Source organism: Bradyrhizobium neotropicale, assembly GCF_001641695.1.
GTDB classification, from domain to species: domain Bacteria; phylum Pseudomonadota; class Alphaproteobacteria; order Rhizobiales; family Xanthobacteraceae; genus Bradyrhizobium; species Bradyrhizobium neotropicale.
Window position 1 is genome coordinate 170,289 of record NZ_LSEF01000037.1, and the last position, 20,520, is coordinate 190,808.

Here is a 20,520-nt window from a genome sequence, read left to right on the forward strand (position 1 = left end):
GCGTCTCCGGGCCCTCTAGTCCACAAATTCAACGCCAATGCGATTTCCGCTGGACCAGATCACGCGACAATCCCTGATCGTACGGCTCCTCTCCAGCATCAGCTTGAAGCGGGGTCGGACATAGATCTTGTCCGATATCTCGATCGCGGCGCCATGATCGGACAGATTGACCACGTGGCATCGCATGCTGGATCCGTCGCCGGCAATGTAGGCGATCTCGCTGACGGACGTGCGCTGCTCTCTGCGTCGCTCTTCCACCGGTGACCTACGCCTTCCCGTTCCTGCCGCGCAGAATGTGGACCCGATCAGGTGACCATTGATCCAGACCGAAACCGACCGTTCCCGTCCGCGCTTTTGCTGACAAGGACACGAGGTAATTGGTTACTTACAAAATTGACCGTCCGGGGCCTTCGAAGGCCGGGAATGGAGGCAAACCCGACCGGCGCAGGCCTTCCCGGACAACACGTGGATGAATGGCGTGTCAGCCTCGCATGATGCGCGCGAAACATTCAGAAAGCGCTAACGGGGCTCACTCAGGCAGAACACCTCGGCTATGGACCAAGTCGCCCCTTGGCCGGCGTCACTGCACGCCATGGCGGGCGAAATCGTCAGCGACCTTGGCCTCGATGATCCTTGCCGCCGAGATGTCGCTGTTGCCGCCGGCTTTGTCACCCTGCCTGAGCTTGGCAAGCCCGCGTCCATAAAGCGCGCTTGCCAAGCGTGGCTCGACACGCAGCGCCGAATTGTAGTCATCGATGGCCGCAGCGAGTTGGCTCATCTTCAAATGGATCAGCGCTCGCGAGTCGTATGTCGCAGCATTTTCCGGTCCCGACTGAATCGCCCTGTTGCAGTCGTCGAGCCCGGCCTGCAGATCGCCGAGGATCGCTCGGATCCAGCAACGTCCGCTCCAGGCAAGACTGGAATTCGGATCGAGACGAATGGCCTCGTCGAAATCGCGCGCGGCGCGCTCGAACTGGTTCATTTTCAGGTAGGCTTCCCCACGGTTGGCGAAGGCGCCGCCGTAATTGGGGTTGACCTCGATGGCCTGGTCGAACGCCTTGACCGCGTCGTCATATGCTCCCTTCCTCAGGTAGGCCACGCCGCGGTTGTTCATGGGCTTGGCGTAAGCTGACGCGAGCTCTATGGCCTGATCGAAATCTCTGATCGCCCGGTCGTACTCCGCTGTTGCGGTGTACGCATTGCCGCGATTGTTGTACGCCACGGCCAGCGCGTCCGCCTTGGCCTCACCGGAATCGATGAGCGCCGTACAGCCGGCGATCCTGGCTTGAGGCGGGATGCGGTCCGCACCATTGCACTGTTCGATGCTCTTGAGCTGGCTATGCTTCTGCAACTGCTGCGCCGCCGCCGGTGAACCGAGCAACAGCAAGACGAGAATGGGTGCGACGCTGTCGATGATGGCGGCCCTCATGGTCATGTCCGTATCAGGCCCCAATGGAAACAGACCGAGCAGCACGAATTCGCTTTAGCATCCTCGGCAGATGTTCAGCTTGCGATCGGCCGCGTCTGCGCGCTGCGGCGTCTTGGCGGCTGCGCGCTTCTTGAGCAATTTGCTCTTGCCCTCTTCGATAAGAGTCGAAAACTTGGTAGAACCATCATCCGAAATTTCGATGTGCGGCGTGGTGCCTCGGATTCCCATGGTTGCGACCGGCGTATCGACCTTCATATCGCCTGTCTTGGCGACCTTGCCGGCAACAAACGTGGCCGTCCCCTTGGTCAGATTGAAGAACGTCGCGTTGGATTTTCCCTCAGGCTCATACACGTACTCGTCCAGAGTCATGCGGGCGTTGCTCGACAGATTGAACGAGGACCCATCGCTGAAGTTGATGCCGACCCGGCTGTCGGCCTCGGTTCGCACCACATCGCCCAGATAGACGACATCGCCAACCCTGGTTTGGGCGGCCTGATCTCCGAGGTTCGCCTGGACCACGACCGCGCCTTTGTGCTCGATCGTGACCGAGCCGACGACGACTATGACCTTACCGATGGGTTTTGCCGCAGCATCCTGAACGGCGGGCGTCGCAGGGTTGACTTGCGCTTGCGCTGGACCAGCGAGAACATTCGCAAATACCCAAACGAAACCGGCCACCAAAGCAGCTATCGTTTGCCTGCACATGACCCGCCCTTTCCGAGAAGATCTCGTTCGCGTGGCCGCTTGATGTCTCGTTGAACCCTGGCTTAAGCCTGCACCTCATGCATCACGGGTATCTACGACCTGGATCGGTCCTGCGGACCAGTCCCCCAGATGGAGTACCTCTTTTTTGCCATCGATCTTAGTTCCAAGCCATTTGCCTGACCACCAAAAGTAAGTCACATTTTGTTTTGCGCAGCTCAATCGTGAACTGTTCTTGAGAGACAACACCCGCTCGCGTCGGGCATTGCCGTTCGCGTGAACCCGTCATCCTCTTGGCTATACGTATTAAGATCGGTTTTCTTCATCAGACGTTTTCGGCGTGCAAGCCCAAGTTTGCCAACGCTAATCTATTTGCCCCGTGGCGTAGGCAAAACCAACAAGAAGACTGCGGCATCGCACCGAGCCTGAACTATCCAGCAGGCGAGGCTACATCCAATGTTAGTTGCGTCCGGCGTTGAACCCACGGATGAGGCCGTCTCGACTCTACCTCACCAAATCATCGGCATCGTTCAGACAGCGATGGGTCATGCCACGTTGACGCGTGATAGCGGCGCGGCGGTGCAAGTCAGCGTTGGCGACCCTGTCTGCCATGGCGACATAATCGAGACCGCGACGGACGGGCAGATCGGAATTCTGCTTGTCGACGGCACCGTCTTCAACGTCGCCAGCGGGGCTCGCATCGAGCTGAGCGAGTACGTCTACGATCCCGACGGCACCGTGCGGTCGATCGTGCTTGCGGTCACCAGAGGAAGCTTTTCCTTCGCAGCCGGCCGACTTGAAGACGGCGGAACCCTGACGGTCGACACGCCCATGGGAAGCATTCGCGGCCGCTCCTATTCAAGCGGATTCGGAATCTTGACCCTTGCCGCATTGACTTTCTCGATGATGCCGGACGCAAACGCCGCGGACCCGGACGCCACATTCCTGGATGACGACAAGATCAACTACAAGGACATGCAGCACGGCGTCTTCGAGCTCATTACCAAGGAAGCCATACCTCGACACATCATCGTTGAAGATCCCGCCGAGACCGTCGTCCTGAACAGGATCGGTTCGTCGGTCAGCGTGAGCCAGGTCACCAATAGCGCCGCTCGAATGGAGGAGTTGCAGGCGGCTCAACAGGACGTGCTCGCCAATCTAACGCATGGTGCGACAGGATCAGGTACACCACCGTCCGTCGGTACGTTTCCCGTGGAGCCGATCAACTTCACTCCGGAAGATTCGCCCGCGCCGCCGAACGTGCTTCCGCCCCTGCCGACATTCGTCATCCCGATCAACGAAGTCATAATCGTACGCGCGCCGCCGTCGCTGGCTGTGCCGGTCGGGCCAATCGAAATCGACACGAGCACTTTCGACAAGTTCACAGCGACAAGCGGCACTTTCGCGGCCAGCAGTCCCAACAGCGATGCCGTGCTGACGTTCGGCCTCAGCGGAGGAACGGCCGGCAATACGGTCCTGAACGGCGAGACATTCAATCTTTCGCAGACGGGCCCCTTCGGCACCCTTTTCTTGAACAGCACGTCCGGCGCCTACACTTTCGTTCCGAACAACGATGCGATCAATGCCCTGCAGTCGCCGACGACCACAGGCTTTGTCGTCACCGTCTCGGACGGCTCGCTCTCGGTGAGCCAGACCTTCACGATCGACATCAACGGCGTCAACGACGCGGCCATCATCTCAGGCAACGCCGGTGGCACGGTGGCGGAGGCAGGCGGTGTCGCCAACGTGATGCCGGGCACGCCAACGGCAACCGGCACGCTCACTGACACGGACGTCGACAACCCGCCCAACACCTTCACGACGGTCAGCTCCCCGACCAAGAGCACGGGCGGCTACGGCAGCTTCACGATGACCGCAGCCGGGCTGTGGGCCTACACCGTCGATAATACCAATCATGCGGTCCAGGCCCTCAATGTCGGCGATACCCTGACCGACAGCTTTACCGTGACCAGCATCGACGGCACACCGCAAGTCATAACGATCACCATCCATGGCAGCAACGATGCCGCCGTCGTCTCCGGCGACACGGCCGGTTCAGTCATCGAAGCGAGCTGCGCATCGCCCGGTAAGCCGGTCGCGACGGGCACGCTTACAGACGTCGATGTCGACAATCCCTCCAACACGTTCGTGGCGATCGGTTCGCCGACGGCAAGCTCGGGCGGCTACGGCTGCTTTACGATCACGGCGGACGGCGCGTGGACCTATGCACTCAACAATGCCAACAGCAAGGTGCAGGCGCTCAACAATGGCGACACGCTGACCGACAGCTTCACGGTTACCACGATCGACGGCACCCCGCAGGTGGTGACGATCACGATCAACGGCAGCAACGATCCGGCCGTCATCTCCGGATGCAAGACCGGCGCGGTGATCGAGGCCGGATGCGTCGACAATCAGATGCCTGGCCGGCCAACTGCAACCGGCTTGCTTACCGACACCGATCCCGACAATCCACCCAACACCTTCACCGCCGTGAGTTCTCCAAAGCCGAGCGCGGGCGGCTTCGGGACCTTTACGATGACGGCGACAGGCGTGTGGACCTACACGCTCGACAACAACAACAGCACGGTGCAGGCTCTCAACGTCTGCGATACGCTGACCGATCGGTTCACAGTGACGACCATCGACGGCACGCCGCAGGTGGTGACGATCACTATCCATGGCACCAATGACGCGGCCGTCATCTTTGGTGACACGACAGGCTCGGTGCTCGAAGCCGGCGGCATCTCATGCGGCAAGCCGGTCGCGACCGGCACGCTCGGCGACACCGACGTCGACAATCCGTCCAACACCTTCACCGCGGTGCCCTGCCCCACGGCAAGCGACTGCGGCTACGGTACCTTCACGATGACGGCGGCCGGCGTATGGACCTATACGCTCGACAACAACAACTGCGTGGTCGACGCGCTCGATGTCGGCGATACGCTCAAAGATCACTTCACTGTCACGACCATCGATGGCACCAGGCAGGAGATCACGATCACCATCCATGGCGCCGGCGATGGCGATCCCAACGATTTCGACAATCTGGCAGTAGGGCACACCGTCGTATCGGATCCCCCGTCCGTCCACGGAACTCCCGGTGATGACCACACCGCTGGCGGCAGCAATACCGCTCAGATCATCTATGGCGGCGCCGGCGAGGACACCCTCAACGGCTCCGGCGTGAATGACACGATCTTCGGCGGATCGAGCAACGATACGACGAAAGGCAATAACGGGGACGACGTCATCTACGGCGGCTCGGGACGAGACAATATCGACGGCAGTAACGGCAACGACACCATCATCGGCGGGCTCGGGGCGGACAAGCTCACGGGCGGCAACGGCAATGATGTTTTCGTTTATCTCGCGGCTGCGGATTCCCGAGCGGGCCGGTTCGACACCATCACTGATTTCGCATCGGGATCCGACAAGATCGATCTGACGGCCATCGGTGCGCTCGGATTCGTGATCCTGGCATTGAACTCGGCAGGCACGCCTGTGCCGGCGCACACCATCGCCTGGCTTTACGACAGCTCGGCCAACGAGACGGTCGTGTTTGTCAATCCAACGGATCACTCCCTTCATATCGGCGATTCCAGCCTGGTCGAGATTCATCTACAGGGCGTCGCGACCATCGAATCGTCCGATTTCATCGTGGACTCGGCCGCGGCACCGGCCGCCGCGGTCAGCGACGCCATTGACCCGACTGCAACGACACAAAGCGGCGCGGCCATCGTTACGGTCAGCACATCCGACGCCTCCTCCGGCACGACGGACAGTAGCGGCTCCCGCTCGGTCGACGGAAGCTCAGTTCCCCAAACAACCGACGTGAGCCATCACTCCGCCGTCGATCAGAGCCGGACCGCGTCGAACGACAATTCCTTCTCTTCCAGCGCGGACGGCACTGCGGCGCAGCCCACTTTCTCGGAACAGGTCAGCATTTCGCCGTCGACGGACTCCAGATTTGTCTTCGACCGGACCGAGACCGCCGACAGCGCACATTCGAAGGGGAGTGGTCCAACAGCCGGCACAGGGACCGAAAGTCATTCGATAGTGGATGTCACTCTCGGCACGCAAAATGCCGTCCAGCTTGCGGCCGATCAACACGTCAACAATGGCAACGCCATCGAAGCTACCGACCAAGCAAGCGCTGCCGATACGGACAGCGCGGTCGAATCCAGCCCCCTGAAATGGTTCGAGAATGACGACGGAGATCGTTGGATCTATCGTCAAGCGAACGAACACGGCCATGCCCGCGCGGAGTGGCTCGACGTGCCCGATGCGCAATGGCTGTCCAAGGCTCATGGCGCGTTCGGCTCGGACGAAAACGCGCGTGAACCCGGCCATTCCTTCAAGTTCTTGAATCCGGGTCACGAGACATCGAGCATCACGCTTGTGAGCGATCTCCCCTCACCGCGCGATGAGCACGGACGCGCGGCAGAAGCCAAGGGGCATGCCGACGCGGCGCCAACGACCGAGGACTTCCAGCCGGACAATGGCGCTCACCACGGACACGGCTTGGTCGCCCCTCATATGCAACACGATCTCATCGTGTGACATTGGCCTGCCCAAGCTGCCGGGGCACGACGAATTTGTGGAACGGCCGGTTGCTCAAGACGCTCCGGATTCGCGGCATGCCTACCGCCGGCCCGGCGGCGTTGCCATGGCAGCGGCCGGCTCGAGCGGCATCAGATGACGCGGGACGATGATCGACTGGCCGGGGGTGAGCGGCGCGTTCTCCGGCAGCGAGTTGCTCTGCGCGATCGACCATAGCGGCACGCGATTGGCTGCGGCGATGCTCTCCATCGTGTCGCCGGCCCGCACGGGCACGCGCACGCCGGAATCCCAGAGCTCGACGGGCGTGTTCGCGGGCACGACATAGCGCAGCGGCACTGCATCGACCTGGGTCTGCGGCGGGATGCGCGGCAGCTGCGTCACCATGTCGATGATCTGGCGATGGATGTCGTCCGACTTCTCGATGTTGATGTGCGTGACGCGCGAGTTTTCCTTGAGGTCGAAGCTCGCATAATGACCGCGGTAGCCGGGCTCGGCTACGACGTCGCCGCCACCGAGCACGCTGTCAGACATGAAGATGTTGATGAAGCGCTCGACATTGAGCGGCACGTTGCCGGTCGCGTGCGCAGGGTCGATGATGATAACGAGGCTGACCGGGATGTTCTCCTTGGCCGCCATCTCGGAGATGATGATCGAGCACAGCCCGCCCATGGAATGGCCGATCATCACGATCGGGGCCGGGCTCTCCTTGTAGCTGGAGATGACGCGGTTGCCGACCAGCCGGCAGAGGGTGAATTCGTAGACGTCGGCCGAGAAGCCGGCCTTGGTCAGTTTCTCGCTGAGCCGGTCCATGCCGGTCGAGAAGATCGGGCCCATGGCGCCGCGGAACAGGTAGATCTTCGGCGGTGGCAGCTGCACCTGGGGAGGCGATGGCGGAGCTGTCGGCACGGCCGTCGCAATCGCAGTCGGCTTCGGCTTGGCCGGCGAAGCCACGGCCGCGCCGGCATTCAAGGCGAGCAGCACAACCGCCGCCAGCACAACCATTCGCCTTGGATCAAGCATAAGTCCCCACCACAGGAGGCAACGGGCCGCCCTCGCGGGGCTTAGTGACCGCCGATTTGGCGGTTTTTGGGGCACGGATCAGCCGGCTGCGACCATCTCCTTGACCCTGGCCCAGGTCGTGGCTTTCAGAGATGCGCGATTTTCGGCGCGCGCGAGCCGGTTAACGAGGTTGGCGCGCCCTGCGGTAAGTGCTGGCCATTCGGGCGTCTGGGCAAAGAAATCACAATGCGGTGCGGCCATGAGATCGGCAAGGCTCACGCTGTCCCCGCCGAACCAATCGGCATTCCCGAGCAGCCGCGCCAGTTCGCCGAACACGACCTGCGCGCGGGGCATTGCCTCGTACACCGCGGCCTCGTCGGTCGGCTGGCCGAACAGCATCGGCCGCCGGCGCCAATGGTTACCTGATCGACCAATTCCTCCAGGACGGCTCGAACAAGCGCACCGATATCTATGGCGGCTCGATCGAGAACCGCACGCGCTTCCTGCTGGAAGTGACCGAGGCCGTCACCTCGGTCTGGGGTGGCGAGCGCGTCGGCGTCCGGCTCGGTCCGAGCGGCACCTTCGGCTCGATGTCAGACAGCAACCCGGATGCATTGTTCGGCCATGCGGCCGCACGGCTCAACCGCTTTGGTCTGGCCTATCTGCATCTGATCGAACCGCGGATCGACGGCTCGAAGCTACGCGCCGATGGTCTGCCGCCGGTCGCGGCGCATCAATTGCGTCGCGTCTTCAAGGGACCGATCATCGCCGCCGGTGGCTTCGAGCGCGACAGCGCGGAAGCGATCGTCGAGAGCGGTGATGCCGACCTCGTCGCCTTCGGCCGACACTTTGCGGCAAACCCCGATCTGGTCGAGCGGCTGCGCCGCAACTTGACGCTCAGCCCGCACGATCGCGACACCTTCTATGGCGGCGACGAGCGGGGCTACACCGACTATCCCTGCCACGATGATCTCGCCCAGGTCGCGTAACCTTAAGGACGAGACCCGGGTCACGGCCCGGGTCTCTCACCGGTTGCCTTAGGCCGTCACAGCCTGCTCTTGAGCCTGTTGCGATGCGCGGCCTGCTTGGCGCGGTTGCCGCAGAGCGCCATGCTGCACCATCGCCGCGCGCGCCGGCGGGTGTGGTCGGCGAACATCATCGTGCAGTGATGGCCTTCGCACGCCTTCACGTTCGAAAAATCCTCCTCGCACACGAACTTCGCCAGCGCCTCGCCGACCGGCAGCAGCAAAGATTCGGCGGACCGCCAGCGCCGCGTCATCCGTAGCGCGAGGCCGCCATCGCCGTGTCGCGGTTCGATCCGGCTGAACGCTTCGTCGCGCTCCAGGAGGCTGTTGAGCGGACCGAGCTCCTGTAGCGCCTCTGCGCCGAGCGGACGGCCCGCATGCTTGCGCACGAACGTCCTGAACCACTCGCGCAAGGCGCGGGCCTGATCGGCGACCTTGTCCAATTCGCCCGGCATCGCGCCAGCCTTCAGCTCGTCCAGCTCATCCGCCGGCACCAGCCTGGCCTGGGCCAGCCAGTCGACCAGTCCATCGCCGTCGTCGATCCAGTCGACGGGCGTATCGACCGGCGTCGCGATCGAATTCAGGAAATCGAGGCCGAGCGAGTCGGCAACGAACAGGGCGGGCGGTCTGTTTGGCATGTGCGGCTCCCCAGCCGGAGGAAACATCACGGAAATAACCTGTAAAATGCCACTTGACAAGTTACCACGCCTAAACATAACCCGCTTCAAGCTATTATACAGGTTACCAGGCAGGAGGCGAAAATGGCCAAAGCAGGTGTGACCGTGGTCCGACCCTGGGCGGATCGGTCGAGCTAGGCGCGTGTCATCACGGCGCTCGGGGCTGAGGCATCAGGACCCAGGCGGCACCGTTTCCGCTGACGTCTCTGGCCGACGATGTCGCCTGATCAGATTTCCAAAACAGAGGATGTCATGACCACCACCAGATATCGCACAGCCGACGTCGACGGCTTCAAGGTGTTCTATCGCGAAGCCGGGCCCAAAGGTGCGCCAAAGCTTCTGCTGCTGCATGGCTTTCCCAGCGCCGGCCACATGTTCCGCGACCTGATCCCGCCGCTCGCCGACAAGTATCACATCGTCGCGCCCGATCTTCCCGGCTTCGGCCAGTCCGACATGCCGCCGCGCGAGACCTTCCATTACACCTTCGACAACATCGCGCATGTGATCGAGCGCTTCACCGAAATCATCGGCTTCGATCGCTTCGCGGTCTACGTGTTCGACTACGGCGCGCCGACCGGCTTTCGGCTTGCGCTCAGCCATCCCGAGCGGATCACGGCCATTATTTCGCAGAACGGCAACGCCTATGAGGACGGCCTCAGCGACGGCTGGACTCCGATCAAGGCCTATTGGCAGGATCCCTCGCCGGCCAACCGCGAGGCGCTGCGCGCCTTTCTCACGCCGGAGACGACGCGCTGGCAATACACCCACGGCGTACCTGATGCGACCATGGTGTCGCCGGACGGCCAGAACCTCGACAATTTCTACCTGGCGCGCCCAGGCTCGGACGACGTGCAGCTCGATCTGTTCGGCGACTACAAGAGCAACGTCGCGCTCTATCCGTCATTCCAGAGCTATTTCCGCACGCACAAGCCCCCGTTCCTGGCGGTCTGGGGCAGGAACGATCCGTTCTTCATCCCGCCGGGCGCCGAAGCATTCAAGCGCGACAATCCGAATGCCGTGGTCCAGTTCTTCGACACCGGCCATTTCGCGCTGGAAACGCATGCGCGCGAGATCGCGAGCAGCATTCGCGACTTCCTGGGCCGGCTGCGATGAAAACAATGCCGCCGTCGACCTGGATGTCGACGGCGGCAGAAACGTGGTCTCCGGCTGAAGGCTCAGTTCCGCGCCGGCGCCGTTGCCGCAGCGGAGCGCGCAGGTCGCGGCGCGCCGGGTTCAGCAACCGGTGCGGCCGGACCGCGCGAGCGAGCGATCGCGGCGTCGATCTCGGCGATCACGCGGCGCTGGATCGCTTCGTTCTTGTCGATGGTGATGTGGCCGACGCCGGTGCCGCGCACGTCGACATTGTCGAGCTTGCCGCGGAGACCGTTCGCGGCGCGCACCGGCTCGCCAGGGCCGTCGCCGATATAGATGTTGATGTAGCGCTCGGCGCCGGTCGACAGCCTGGTCTTGAACACGGAGTCGAGGCCGATCGCGAGCTTCACGGGGACGCCGAGCTGGTTGAGCTTGGCGATCATGTCCGGCAGCGCGGTCGCGCCCGAGGAATGCCCGACCAGGATGATGGTCTTGATCCGGCCGGACCTGTAGGCGGTCGCCGCCTCATCGGCGAGCGAGGACCAGGACACGAAATTGGCGACCGTCACGGGGATGCCCTGCTGCTCGAGCCGGGCGCCGATCGTGTCGAGGCCCAGCGAGAAGATATTGAGTACCCCGCGCAGCAGGTAGACATGGGTCGTGGCGGCCGCCGAGGACGGCGCAGCCTTGGCGGTGGTCGGGCTCATGGCAACAGCTGACAGCAGGAGCAGGCACATCGCCCACATACGGATGGCGGACAACTGGCTGGCGCCGGCTGCGTGACGGCCGTTCGGTCTCATCGATCTGTTTCCCTGGGGACATAGGCTTCGCGATTTGGCCGGAATCGTAGCCACGGCCCGCTCGCAGACGCAACAAAGAGCCGCGTGAGTGACAATCTTAGCCGCAGCCCGTGACTGTTGCGCAACAGTTGCCCAGCCAAGGGCCTGTCTTGAGGCCATTTTTCTCCGGGGAATTGCGGCCGGGCAAGTGCATTCCTATTTCAGGGCTCCGCTGACCTGCCCTCGCCGGGTGGGGGTTCCAGCCTCCCTTCCCCAGCCGTCCGGCCATCATGTCCTCCATCATCTCCGTCGCCAACCTGTCCAAAACCTATGGGTCCGGCTTCAAGGCACTGAAAAACGTCAACCTCGACATCAAGCGCGGCGAGATCTTTGCCCTGCTCGGTCCCAATGGCGCAGGCAAGACCACGCTGATCTCCATCATCTGTGGCATCGCCAATCCGAGCGAGGGCAAGGTTACCGTCGGCGGCGAGAACATCCAGACCTCGTACCGCAAGGCGCGCTCGCTGATAGGCCTCGTGCCGCAGGAGCTGCACACCGACGCGTTCGAGAGCGTGTGGGCGACCGTCAGCTTCTCCCGCGGCCTGTTCGGCAAGCCGAAGAACCCGGCATATATCGAGAAGGTGCTGAAGGACCTCTCGCTGTGGGAGAAGAAAGACAACAAGATCCTCACCCTCTCCGGCGGCATGAAGCGGCGCGTGATGATCGCGAAGGCGCTGTCGCACGAGCCGCAGATCCTGTTCCTGGACGAGCCGACCGCCGGCGTCGATGTCGAACTGCGCAAGGGCATGTGGGAGGTGGTGCGCACCCTTCAGCAGTCCGGCGTCACCATCATCCTCACCACGCATTACATCGAGGAAGCCGAGGAGATGGCCGACCGCATCGGCGTCATCAACAAGGGCGAGATCGTGCTGGTCGAGAACAAGACAACCTTGATGCAGAAGCTCGGCAAGAAGCGGCTGACGCTGCACCTGCAAGGTAAGCTCAGCGCGTTGCCGGAGAGCCTGAGCCAGTACAAGCTCGACCTCTGCGACAGCGGCGCGACGCTGGTCTACGACTACGACACCAAGGGCGAGCGCACCGGCATCACCAGCCTGCTCGGCGACTTGCGCACCGCCGGCATCCGCTTCAACGATCTCGATACGACGCAATCGTCGCTCGAGGACATCTTCGTCGACCTCGTGAGGACGTCATGAACTACCGCGCCATCCGCGCCATCTATTTGTTCGAAATGGCGCGCACCTGGCGCACGCTGCTGCAAAGCATCGTCTCGCCGGTGGTCTCGACCTCGCTTTATTTCGTGGTGTTCGGCGCCGCGATCGGCTCGCGCATCAGCGAAGTCGAGGGCGTCAGCTACGGCACCTTCATCGTGCCGGGCCTGGTGATGCTGTCCGTGCTGACGCAGAGCATCGCGAATGCCTCGTTCGGCATCTACTTCCCGAAATTCGTCGGTACCATCTACGAGATCCTGTCGGCGCCGATCTCCTATTTCGAGATCGTGCTCGGCTATGTCGGCGCGGCCGCGACCAAGTCGATCATTCTCGGCCTGATCATCCTGGCGACCGCCGGCTTGTTCGTGCCGCTGCACATCCTGCACCCGATCTGGATGCTGACCTTCCTGGTGCTGACGGCCGTCACCTTCAGCCTGTTCGGCTTCATCATCGGCATCTGGGCCGACGGCTTCGAGAAGCTGCAGATGATCCCGATGCTGGTGGTGACGCCGTTGACCTTCCTCGGCGGCAGCTTCTATTCCGTCAACATGCTGCCGCCGGCATGGCACACCGTCGCGCTGCTCAACCCGGTCGTCTATCTGATCTCAGGCTTCCGCTGGAGTTTCTACGAGATCGCCGATGTCAGCGTGTCGGTCAGCATCGGCATGACGCTGGCGTTTTTGGTGATGTGCCTCGCCATCATCTGGTGGATCTTCCGGACGGGGTACCGGCTGAAGAATTGATCACCGTGGTCATTCCGGGGCTCCAGCCACCAACTGTCATTCCGGGGCGTGCGAAGCGCGAACTATGATGCGCAATTGCGCATCAGAGAATCCATTCATCCACCATCTCTGCCGCATCCGGGCTCGCGCTGCGCGCGTCCCGGAATGACGGTTGGTTTATCGATAACAATGGAAGCGATGATAGCCGTCGTAATAGCCGCGGCAGTGGTGGCGGTAATAATGGTGGGGAATGCCGAACACGCCTTCGACCGCGCCCACCGCTCCGCCGACACCGGCACCAACGGCGCCTCCGACCGCACCGCCCACGGGACCGGCGATCCGGTTGCCCTCATAGGCGCCCTCCTGGGCGCCGCGCACGATGCCTTGGGCATGGCCGGGCTGCGGCAGCAACAACAGGGCAAAGAGCAAGGCAGCGGCTGCGAACAACAGGCGGACAGATAGACCGGCCGGCAGGGCTGCGGCGGCGATACGAGCTTTGTTCATCTTCATTTCCAAGGATAGCCGGCGGCGAAAGCCGCCGGTCAAAGGCAGGCCATGCTCAACGCGAGAAGCGGCGAAATGGTTGCGCGTTTATGACGGATTGTCGTCGAGATGAGCGCGCTGGCTCGCGAAAATGTCAGCGTCGACGGCATGGCAGTGGCACAATGTGGCCTTGCTTACGCCCGGCGCCACGTTAACGATGCGCGGGCAGGCTGCTGGAACCAACGCCGGATTGCAGGCATATTGCACGCCGGGGGACGGAGAGCCGCGGCGCTTGCGTGAACGGGCCGGAGGCCAGAAGTCAGATGCGTTCCTTTTTCATTGCTTTCACTTCCCTGATGTTTTTGAGCGCGGGCACCGCGCAGGCCAAGGTCGCGATCACCATCGACAAGGACAGTCAGCAGATGACCGTCGCAGTCGACGGCGTCGAGCGCTACCACTGGCCGGTGTCGACCGGCATCCCCTCACGCGAGACGCCGAGCGGGGCGTTTCGTGCCTTCCGCATGGAAGAGGACCACTACTCCAAGGAATTCGACGACGCGCCGATGCCGCACTCGATCTTCTTCACCAAGATCGGGCATGCCATTCACGGCACCGATTCGGTCAGTCGGCTCGGCACCCCGGCCTCGCATGGCTGCGTGCGGCTGTCGCGCCAGAATGCCTCGACGCTCTATGCGCTGGTGCAGGAGCAGGGCGTGCTCAACACCACGGTGACGCTGAGCGGCTCGGCGCAAGTTGCGCTGGCGCGCAATCCGCGCGTCCGCAACGCCGCTGCGGTGGCCCGCGCCGCGCAGCCGCCGGGCGAGCAATACTCCGCCGCCGGTGAGCCCGTCGATCTCACGCCGCAACCGCAGCAGCGCCGCTACATGCCGCAGAACGACAACTACATCTATCCGGCCGACGGCAGCGACACCGGCGCGCGCTATCCGGCGCCGCGCTCGGCGACTCGCCAAGTCTACGATGCGCAGGTCTACCAGCAGCAACAGCAGCAGCAGCAGCAGCAGCAGTATTATGGCCAAGGCTACGGCCAGCAGGGCTACTACTATCAGCAGCAGCCCCGCCAATATTATCAGCCGCGCGGCGGCTACAATTACTACCAGAACTGACGCTATTTGAACGCTTCGTCGCCGCGTACGACGATCTTACGCGGCGACGAAGGCGACACATGACCGGCGATCATCCGCAAGTGAGAACATGCCGGCTGGTTTGGAGCGTATTGCAGGTTCAGCTTGAGCATCCCTCCATCGAGAGACGGAGCTTATTGGCCGGCTGCGTTCACGACACGGCACAGGTTGTTGCTGACGCCCGGGGCCACTTGCCCGGGCGGCAAGATGAATACTGCGTCGACGCGGCTACCTTTAGCGTCATTGCGGACGACCACCCGCAAGGTCTGTGGCCGACCGGATCCGGTCGTTTCCTGCTGTGTGGTCAACGTACCGAGCTTCTTGTCCACGCTCACATTGGCAAAGCCCTCTGCCAGAACGGCGCGGGTGATCTTGTCCAGGGCGACGGTGGAATTGACCGACGGGAAGACCATCCAGGTCTTGTGAGTCAGGCCGGTCACCAGCGGCACGCCACTGCTCTCGTAGTGGTCTGCGCACGTATCGGCGAACGCTGGCATGCAGGAAAGAACCGCGAGGATAGACGCACAACTTAATCTTGTAAACATACTTACATTGCCTGTTTGAGTGAGTCGAACGAGGCGAGGTTAGACATCAAACGAGCGATGAATACAACCTGCTGCTGTCCGATCGGAAACGCTCGCATGTCACGACAATTTCATTGGCGAGAGCAACGCCGTTCGGCGAACGACGTATTTGTCGACAGGCGCGAATTGGCCACGATGAGCTTCGAAGGATGGGCTCTTATAGAGCCATCTCGCTCTGTTTGATGAATTGGCGCATTTCACGAACCTCCCTCACCCACCAGCACAAACGGCGCCCACACGGCCGGATCAGCGTTGCGCGGCGACGACCGGTCCGCAATCAGAGCTTTCATCGCGCGCCGCAATGCTTCGGCGCGACCGATGCCGGGATGCGCGGTGACCTCGGAGAACGCGCCTGTCGTCAGCCGCACGGCCGCCTCGGAATCGACCGGCCAGTGCGACACCAAGAGCGCTCGCGCACCGGCATAAAAGAATGCGCGCGCGAGGCCCGAAAGACCTTCCGCGCCGGGCCTGTCGCCAGCGGCCGTATTGCAGGCCGACAGCACCGCCCAGTCGGCATCGAGCTTCAGCTTTGCGATCCGGCTCGCGGTGAGCAGACCGTCGTCCTCACTGGTCGGCCGATCCGGCAGCGTCAGAACGAGCGCGGGCTCACTGAGGCCGTTGACCTCGCCGGCGACGAGCCCGTGAGTGGCGAAATCCACGACGCGGTAGTGATCGAGCGGCAACGTGTTGACGTTCGTCACCGTGGCTGCCGGACCGAGCTTGACGTCCTCCTGCGGCGAGGCGCCGAGCGCGCGCGCCACGGCCTGGAGCTCGCCTGCGGTTTCCGGCAGCGCCGGCAGGCCGGAGCGCAGGCGCTCGAGATCGACGGTCGTGCCGTCATAGTAGCTCTGGTACGGCTGCACGTTGCGCCCCGGGCGCTTGTCCGCGAGGGAACGCTGCAACACTGGATCACCGAACCCGATGAACGGCTTTTGCGCACGCGACTCCTTGGCAAAACCGCGCAGCGCGCGCAGGCTCGGCACCGACGGCAGCACTGTGATGGCGCGCTCGTTGAGCAGCCACGCCGCCTGCCGGTAGCGGTCGGCGAGCGCCAGAGCCGGATCCGGCTTCTTCGTCACCAGCACATGAAACGGCAGGCTGGTCAGCGCACCGGCCGGGACGATCAGCAGTTTCGGCTTGCCGGCGATATCGGCCGCGACGGGGCCGAAGAGCGCAATGTACAACTCGAAGGATGCATCGAGATCGAAGGACGCCTGCTCCGCTTGCGGATTGACGAGCCCGAGGCGAAGATGAGCGACGCGGTCGCTGATCTCGTGGCTGCCGAGCGCAATCTGGTGCAGCGCGCTGGCCTCGCGCGTCACCGCGAAGGCGTAGCTCTTTTCGCCGAGTGCGATGAACGCCACCAGCGCTTCGTCGGGCCTTAACAGGCCCTGCGCCTGCGCGATCGACATCGGCCGCGGATTGGACAATTCGGCATAGGCCGGAAAACCGCGGTCGAGCTGCGCCGAGACGTCATCGAGCGATTTCTGCGTTTGCGTCATTTGAGCACGAAGGTTTGCGATCAACGCGTCGTTACGCTTGCCGTCCGCCTGTCCGAGTTCTGATGTCACGCGCTTGTCGAGCGCTTCGAGGCCGGCTTTCAGGTCCTGCTGCTTCCGCACCAGCCCGGCGATCGCGTCATTGCCGGCGCCGAAACGCGCTGCCATCTGCGCCAGTGCCGCGCCGGCCTTGGTCTCATGCGCGAGCTGCGTCGCGCCGAACGCCTCGTCCCTCGCCGCATTGTCAGGCTTGCCGCCCGTGACGTGCCAGATCGTATCGATCAACCAGGGATCGATCTCGGTGAAGCGGGTGAACTGCGTGGTCCGCTGCGCGCCGAGCGCAGCTGCGGCGAGCCGCAGCCGCGCCAACGCATCCGGCCATTTGCCGTCGCGGCGGTCGACATCGGCGAGATTGATCAGGGTGGCAATGGTGTCATGGTGAGCGGGCCCGAGCCTGTCCTGCGCAATCGCGAGCGCACGATCGAGCCTGCCGCGTGCGTCGGCCGTATTGCCCGCTTTGAGGTCGAGCAGCGCGACGCTGCGCAGGTCCTTGACGAGGTGGGGATGCGTGGTACCGAGCGCGCGCTCATCGATCTCGAGACAACGCAACAGGTATTGCCTCGCCTCATCCATTTGGCCCGCATCCATCAGGGCCTGACCGAGCGAGCCCGCCGCAAGCGCGGTCGGGCCGCTGCCCTCGCCGAACTTGTGCTCCATGACCGCGAGCGAGCGGCGGTAGAGTTCGATCGCCTGCGCATTGCGCCCGAGACTCGCATAGCTGTTGGCGAGATTGTTGAGGGCCCGCCCGACCTCGGGACTATTCGCGCCAAAGGCCTTCTCATAGATTGCGAGCACGCGTTCCTGGAGGCCGGCGGCCGCTTCGTTCTTGCCCTGGGCCGAGTAGACGTTGGCGAGATTGTTCAGTCCGATCGCCGTGGTCGGATGGTTGGGACCGTAGATCTTCTCATAGGCTTGAAGCGTCTGCTGGTAGAGCTTTTCGGCCTCGGCGTAGCGCGCCTCATGTTCGAGCACGGTTGCGAGATTGCCCATGATGGCCGCGAGGTTCGGTTCCCCTTCACCGCTGCGCGCCCGGGTGATCGCAAGCGACCGCCGCATCACCGCTTCCGCCTCCGCCAGTCGACCGGCGTCCAAATGAAGGTTGCCGAGATCGTTGAGCATCTTGTCGTAATTCGGCGCAGCCTCGGCGTTCCCGCGAAAGTTGAGGTCGAGCAGATCGAGCCCCTGCTTCAGCAGCCGCTCGCCGTCGTCGAAGCGACCGAGCAGGCCGTAGACATCACCCAGATTGTCCATCGCGGAGGCAATGTCGAGGGGTGACGCATTTGCAGCCTGCAGGCTGGCGAGAGCCCGCTCGAAATAGCCGGCAGCCTCCTGAAAATTCTCCTTGTCGCGCGAAAGGCCGCCGAGTGCGGCCAGCGTATCCGAGAGCCGGACGTCGTTGGCCCCGAACGCGTTCGTGCCGAGCGCCAGCGCGCGTTCGGATACGGTGGTTGCCTCCGCCCGCCGGCCGAGCATCCCCAGCGATCCCACGAGGATGTTCGACGTGCGCAGCGTGGACGCGACATCGTCGTTGCGCAACTTGATGCTGAGTGCGGCATTGAGCTTGTCGACGGCTTCAGCGAAGCGGCCCAGATTGTGCAGGCACATGCCTTCGTTATGCAGCACGCCCGCATAGTTCATGTTGTCGGTGCCCTGCCGGCGACGCACTAGCGCTTCCAGCCTCTGCGCCGCGGCCAGCCCCTCGACCCAGCGGCCGGCCTGGGCGGCCCCGTTCATCTTGGCAACCAGCGAATCAAATTCGCCGCCGCGTTGGGCGGAGGCCGGCCCGGAAATCAGAAGGACAAGGAAAACTGCGGCAAGGAAGCGGGCCCGGCTCATGCGAAAATCCCGTCGCGCACCGTCGAACTGGAATTTTGGGAGGATACGGGCCGCCATTGCCGCTGTCGATCATGGGAAATCGCACCGGATTGTGCATGAATTGAGCAGCCGAACGACTCAGGGGAGCCGCGGTCCCCGACCTTCAACGCAGCGGCGTTCCGGCCAAATTGACAACCGGAACGGCACCTGTATTGCCGTTCTGATTATTTCTTGGAAATGACATGACACGCGAGCAGATTTCGGATTTTTGCGTTACCGCTCTGGCAAACATCCTGCGCATATCGAGAGACCGCGTCGACACCGGCACGAAATTCGACCGGCTCGGCCTCGATTGGGCAATGCTCGTCTATCTCATGATGGAGTTCGAGGAGAAGCTCGACCTCGATCCGATGGTCGCGTTTCAGTTGCACGGGCCGATTTCCGGGAAGGCGGGCAAGACGACATGACCGCCGGGTGAGCGCGCAAGGGCTTCATCGAAGGCGCAGTCCACGGCTTCCTCAACGAGCTCGGCGAAGACGACAGCCCGTTCAACATGCCTCGCCCCTCAAAACCGCGTCCGACCATCGACCAGCTTGCGGCTTCCGTACCAGGCAATTGAACGCGCGGCCTGCGGGTATCTTCGTGCGCGCTGCGACGTCGCATTATTGCAGGGTGGACGGCATCGTCGATGCCGACTATTGGTCGATCCGGCATGGCGTCCGAGGCTGCCGCCTCTTGCTGGTTCTGGTTCATGATGGCATTCCGTCTCGCGATACTGTCGGGTACTCTCGGTCTTTTCGTCGCGGGAGGGGCTATGGCTTTCGATATCGAGGCGCATCGCGGCGGGCGGGCGCTGATGCCGGAAAACACCCTCCCGGCCTTCGCCAATGCATTGTCGATGGGCGTCGACACGCTGGAGCTCGACGTCGGCGTCACCGCCGATGGCGAGGTCGTCGTGTCGCACGAGCGCGGGCTCAATCCGGACCTCGCGCGCGATGCCAACGGCGCCTATGTCGCCCCGCCCGGCACGCCCTTCGTGAAATTGCAGTTCGCCGACGTCACCAAATATGAGGTCGGCCAGATCCGGCCAGGAAGCGCCTATGCGAGGCAATTCCCCGACCAGCGCGCCGTGCCGGGCACGCGCATTCCCACGCTGAAGGAGGTGTTCGCGCTGGTGCGCAAGTCGGGCAACAGCCGCGTGCGCTTCAACATCGAGACCAAGATCGATCCGGACCATCCGGAGGAGTCGCTTGGTCCGCAGGCCTTCGTCACAAAACTGCTCGGGGTGATCGACGCCGAGGACTTCTCTGACCGTGTCATGATCCAGTCGTTCGACTGGCGAACCCTGCAGCTCGTCCAGCAGCAGGCCCCGACAATTCCAACCGTCTACCTCACGCTCCAGCGCGGCTCCGCGCCGACCGTCGCGCTCGACAAAGCGACCAGCTGGACAGCAGGCTTCAGCCCCGCCGATCACGCCGGCTCGCTGCCGCGGACCATCAAGGCCGCGGGCGGGGCGATCTGGTCGCCCTATTTCGGCGATGTGACCGCTGCGCTGATCACTGAAGCCCACGCGCTGGGCTTGCGTGTCGTGGTGTGGACCGTCAACAAGCCCGAGGACATCGCAGCGATGATCGCGATCGGCGTCGACGGCATCATCTCGGATCGTCCCGACCTGTTGCGGAGGATCGCGGGCGAGAACGGAATTGCGCTGCCGGCGGGG

18 protein-coding genes are annotated in these 20,520 nt (G+C 63.1%); 8 read left to right on the forward strand and 10 right to left on the reverse strand.

What is annotated here, in order from left to right:
- Nucleotides 1-15: 15 nt before the first annotated feature.
- The 3 genes from AXW67_RS11350 to AXW67_RS11360 form a co-directional block, all read right to left on the reverse strand.
- Complete coding sequence (locus tag AXW67_RS11350; RefSeq protein ID WP_027555789.1) at nucleotides 16-258, reverse strand: PilZ domain-containing protein; 243 nt, start codon at nucleotides 256-258, stop codon at nucleotides 16-18.
- Between the two features lie 322 nt (nucleotides 259-580).
- A complete protein-coding gene (locus tag AXW67_RS11355; protein WP_347336750.1) occupies nucleotides 581-1,429 on the reverse strand; it encodes a tetratricopeptide repeat protein in 849 nt (282 codons plus the stop codon).
- Nucleotides 1,430-1,483: 54 nt separating this feature from the next.
- Nucleotides 1,484-2,107 carry a FecR family protein gene (locus AXW67_RS11360; protein WP_347336751.1) on the reverse strand — a complete coding sequence of 208 codons (624 nt, stop codon included), beginning with the start codon at nucleotides 2,105-2,107 and terminating at the stop codon, nucleotides 1,484-1,486.
- Nucleotides 2,108-2,671: 564 nt separating this feature from the next.
- On the opposite strand from AXW67_RS11360, the gene AXW67_RS11365 reads away from it, so the two are divergent.
- Nucleotides 2,672-6,694, forward strand: a complete 4,023-nt coding sequence (locus AXW67_RS11365; RefSeq protein WP_063677950.1) for a VCBS domain-containing protein — start codon at nucleotides 2,672-2,674, stop codon at nucleotides 6,692-6,694.
- A gap of 81 nt (nucleotides 6,695-6,775) precedes the next feature.
- On the opposite strand, the gene AXW67_RS11370 is transcribed toward AXW67_RS11365, so the two are convergent.
- On the reverse strand, nucleotides 6,776-7,714 hold the full coding sequence (locus AXW67_RS11370; protein WP_063677951.1) for a LysM peptidoglycan-binding domain-containing protein: 939 nt from the start codon (nucleotides 7,712-7,714) through the stop codon (nucleotides 6,776-6,778).
- A gap of 78 nt (nucleotides 7,715-7,792) precedes the next feature.
- On the reverse strand, nucleotides 7,793-8,047 hold the full coding sequence (locus tag AXW67_RS11375; RefSeq protein WP_063677952.1) for a glutathione S-transferase family protein: 255 nt from the start codon (nucleotides 8,045-8,047) through the stop codon (nucleotides 7,793-7,795).
- On the opposite strand from AXW67_RS11375, the gene AXW67_RS11380 reads away from it, so the two are divergent.
- Nucleotides 8,047-8,682, forward strand: a complete 636-nt coding sequence (locus AXW67_RS11380) for an oxidoreductase (RefSeq protein ID WP_063677953.1) — start codon at nucleotides 8,047-8,049, stop codon at nucleotides 8,680-8,682. The genes AXW67_RS11375 and AXW67_RS11380 overlap by 1 nt on opposite strands.
- A 56-nt stretch (nucleotides 8,683-8,738) precedes the next feature.
- Here the strand turns inward: AXW67_RS11380 and AXW67_RS11385 are convergent, their stop codons facing one another.
- Nucleotides 8,739-9,356 carry a CGNR zinc finger domain-containing protein gene (locus AXW67_RS11385; RefSeq protein ID WP_063677954.1) on the reverse strand — a complete coding sequence of 206 codons (618 nt, stop codon included), beginning with the start codon at nucleotides 9,354-9,356 and terminating at the stop codon, nucleotides 8,739-8,741.
- A 291-nt stretch (nucleotides 9,357-9,647) separates the two neighbouring features.
- Here AXW67_RS11385 and AXW67_RS11390 point away from each other — a divergent pair, with 291 nt between their 5' ends.
- Nucleotides 9,648-10,508: an alpha/beta fold hydrolase gene (locus AXW67_RS11390; protein ID WP_063677955.1), complete on the forward strand. Its 861-nt coding sequence runs from the start codon at nucleotides 9,648-9,650 to the stop codon at nucleotides 10,506-10,508.
- A gap of 62 nt (nucleotides 10,509-10,570) precedes the next feature.
- Here the strand turns inward: AXW67_RS11390 and AXW67_RS11395 are convergent, their stop codons facing one another.
- Nucleotides 10,571-11,287: a hypothetical protein gene (locus AXW67_RS11395; RefSeq protein WP_027556917.1), complete on the reverse strand. Its 717-nt coding sequence runs from the start codon at nucleotides 11,285-11,287 to the stop codon at nucleotides 10,571-10,573.
- 269 nt (nucleotides 11,288-11,556) lie between these two features.
- Here AXW67_RS11395 and AXW67_RS11400 point away from each other — a divergent pair, with 269 nt between their 5' ends.
- Nucleotides 11,557-12,480 (forward strand): ABC transporter ATP-binding protein, encoded by a 924-nt coding sequence (locus AXW67_RS11400; protein WP_027556916.1) that lies wholly within the window; start codon nucleotides 11,557-11,559, stop codon nucleotides 12,478-12,480.
- Nucleotides 12,477-13,238: an ABC transporter permease gene (locus AXW67_RS11405; protein WP_027556915.1), complete on the forward strand. Its 762-nt coding sequence runs from the start codon at nucleotides 12,477-12,479 to the stop codon at nucleotides 13,236-13,238. Before AXW67_RS11400 ends, AXW67_RS11405 begins: the two co-directional genes overlap by 4 nt.
- 156 nt (nucleotides 13,239-13,394) lie before the next feature.
- Here the strand turns inward: AXW67_RS11405 and AXW67_RS11410 are convergent, their stop codons facing one another.
- Nucleotides 13,395-13,721, reverse strand: a complete 327-nt coding sequence (locus AXW67_RS11410; RefSeq protein ID WP_063678048.1) for a hypothetical protein — start codon at nucleotides 13,719-13,721, stop codon at nucleotides 13,395-13,397.
- Nucleotides 13,722-14,023: 302 nt separating this feature from the next.
- Here AXW67_RS11410 and AXW67_RS11415 point away from each other — a divergent pair, with 302 nt between their 5' ends.
- Nucleotides 14,024-14,824 (forward strand): L,D-transpeptidase, encoded by an 801-nt coding sequence (locus tag AXW67_RS11415; protein WP_063677956.1) that lies wholly within the window; start codon nucleotides 14,024-14,026, stop codon nucleotides 14,822-14,824.
- A gap of 152 nt (nucleotides 14,825-14,976) precedes the next feature.
- Here the strand turns inward: AXW67_RS11415 and AXW67_RS11420 are convergent, their stop codons facing one another.
- Nucleotides 14,977-15,291, reverse strand: coding sequence for a hypothetical protein (locus AXW67_RS11420; protein ID WP_245315524.1), 315 nt, complete (start codon nucleotides 15,289-15,291; stop codon nucleotides 14,977-14,979).
- A gap of 332 nt (nucleotides 15,292-15,623) precedes the next feature.
- Complete coding sequence (locus tag AXW67_RS11425; RefSeq protein ID WP_161491246.1) at nucleotides 15,624-18,821, reverse strand: CHAT domain-containing tetratricopeptide repeat protein; 3,198 nt, start codon at nucleotides 18,819-18,821, stop codon at nucleotides 15,624-15,626.
- 221 nt (nucleotides 18,822-19,042) lie between these two features.
- Between AXW67_RS11425 and AXW67_RS11430 the strand changes: the two genes are divergently transcribed.
- Both AXW67_RS11430 and AXW67_RS11435 read left to right on the forward strand, forming a co-directional pair.
- Nucleotides 19,043-19,267 carry an acyl carrier protein gene (locus tag AXW67_RS11430; RefSeq protein WP_063677959.1) on the forward strand — a complete coding sequence of 75 codons (225 nt, stop codon included), beginning with the start codon at nucleotides 19,043-19,045 and terminating at the stop codon, nucleotides 19,265-19,267.
- A gap of 347 nt (nucleotides 19,268-19,614) precedes the next feature.
- On the forward strand, nucleotides 19,615-20,520 hold a 906-nt coding region (locus AXW67_RS11435), incomplete at its 3' end, for a glycerophosphodiester phosphodiesterase (protein ID WP_210183973.1).

Excerpts from the sequence above, each read along its gene's own strand:
- AXW67_RS11355 (WP_347336750.1), bottom strand. The coding sequence starts at position 1,429 with ATGAGGGCCGCCATCATCGACAGCGTCGCACCCATTCTCGTCTTGCTG.
- AXW67_RS11365 (WP_063677950.1), top strand. The coding sequence starts at position 2,672 with ATGGGTCATGCCACGTTGACGCGTGATAGCGGCGCGGCGGTGCAAGTC.
- AXW67_RS11370 (WP_063677951.1), bottom strand. The coding sequence starts at position 7,714 with ATGCTTGATCCAAGGCGAATGGTTGTGCTGGCGGCGGTTGTGCTGCTC.
- AXW67_RS11375 (WP_063677952.1), bottom strand. The coding sequence starts at position 8,047 with ATGCCCCGCGCGCAGGTCGTGTTCGGCGAACTGGCGCGGCTGCTCGGG.
- AXW67_RS11385 (WP_063677954.1), bottom strand. The coding sequence starts at position 9,356 with ATGCCAAACAGACCGCCCGCCCTGTTCGTTGCCGACTCGCTCGGCCTC.
- AXW67_RS11390 (WP_063677955.1), top strand. The coding sequence starts at position 9,648 with ATGACCACCACCAGATATCGCACAGCCGACGTCGACGGCTTCAAGGTG.
- AXW67_RS11395 (WP_027556917.1), bottom strand. The coding sequence starts at position 11,287 with ATGAGACCGAACGGCCGTCACGCAGCCGGCGCCAGCCAGTTGTCCGCC.
- AXW67_RS11400 (WP_027556916.1), top strand. The coding sequence starts at position 11,557 with ATGTCCTCCATCATCTCCGTCGCCAACCTGTCCAAAACCTATGGGTCC.
- AXW67_RS11405 (WP_027556915.1), top strand. The coding sequence starts at position 12,477 with ATGAACTACCGCGCCATCCGCGCCATCTATTTGTTCGAAATGGCGCGC.
- AXW67_RS11410 (WP_063678048.1), bottom strand. The coding sequence starts at position 13,721 with ATGAACAAAGCTCGTATCGCCGCCGCAGCCCTGCCGGCCGGTCTATCT.
- AXW67_RS11415 (WP_063677956.1), top strand. The coding sequence starts at position 14,024 with ATGCGTTCCTTTTTCATTGCTTTCACTTCCCTGATGTTTTTGAGCGCG.
- AXW67_RS11425 (WP_161491246.1), bottom strand. The coding sequence starts at position 18,821 with ATGAGCCGGGCCCGCTTCCTTGCCGCAGTTTTCCTTGTCCTTCTGATT.
- AXW67_RS11430 (WP_063677959.1), top strand. The coding sequence starts at position 19,043 with ATGACACGCGAGCAGATTTCGGATTTTTGCGTTACCGCTCTGGCAAAC.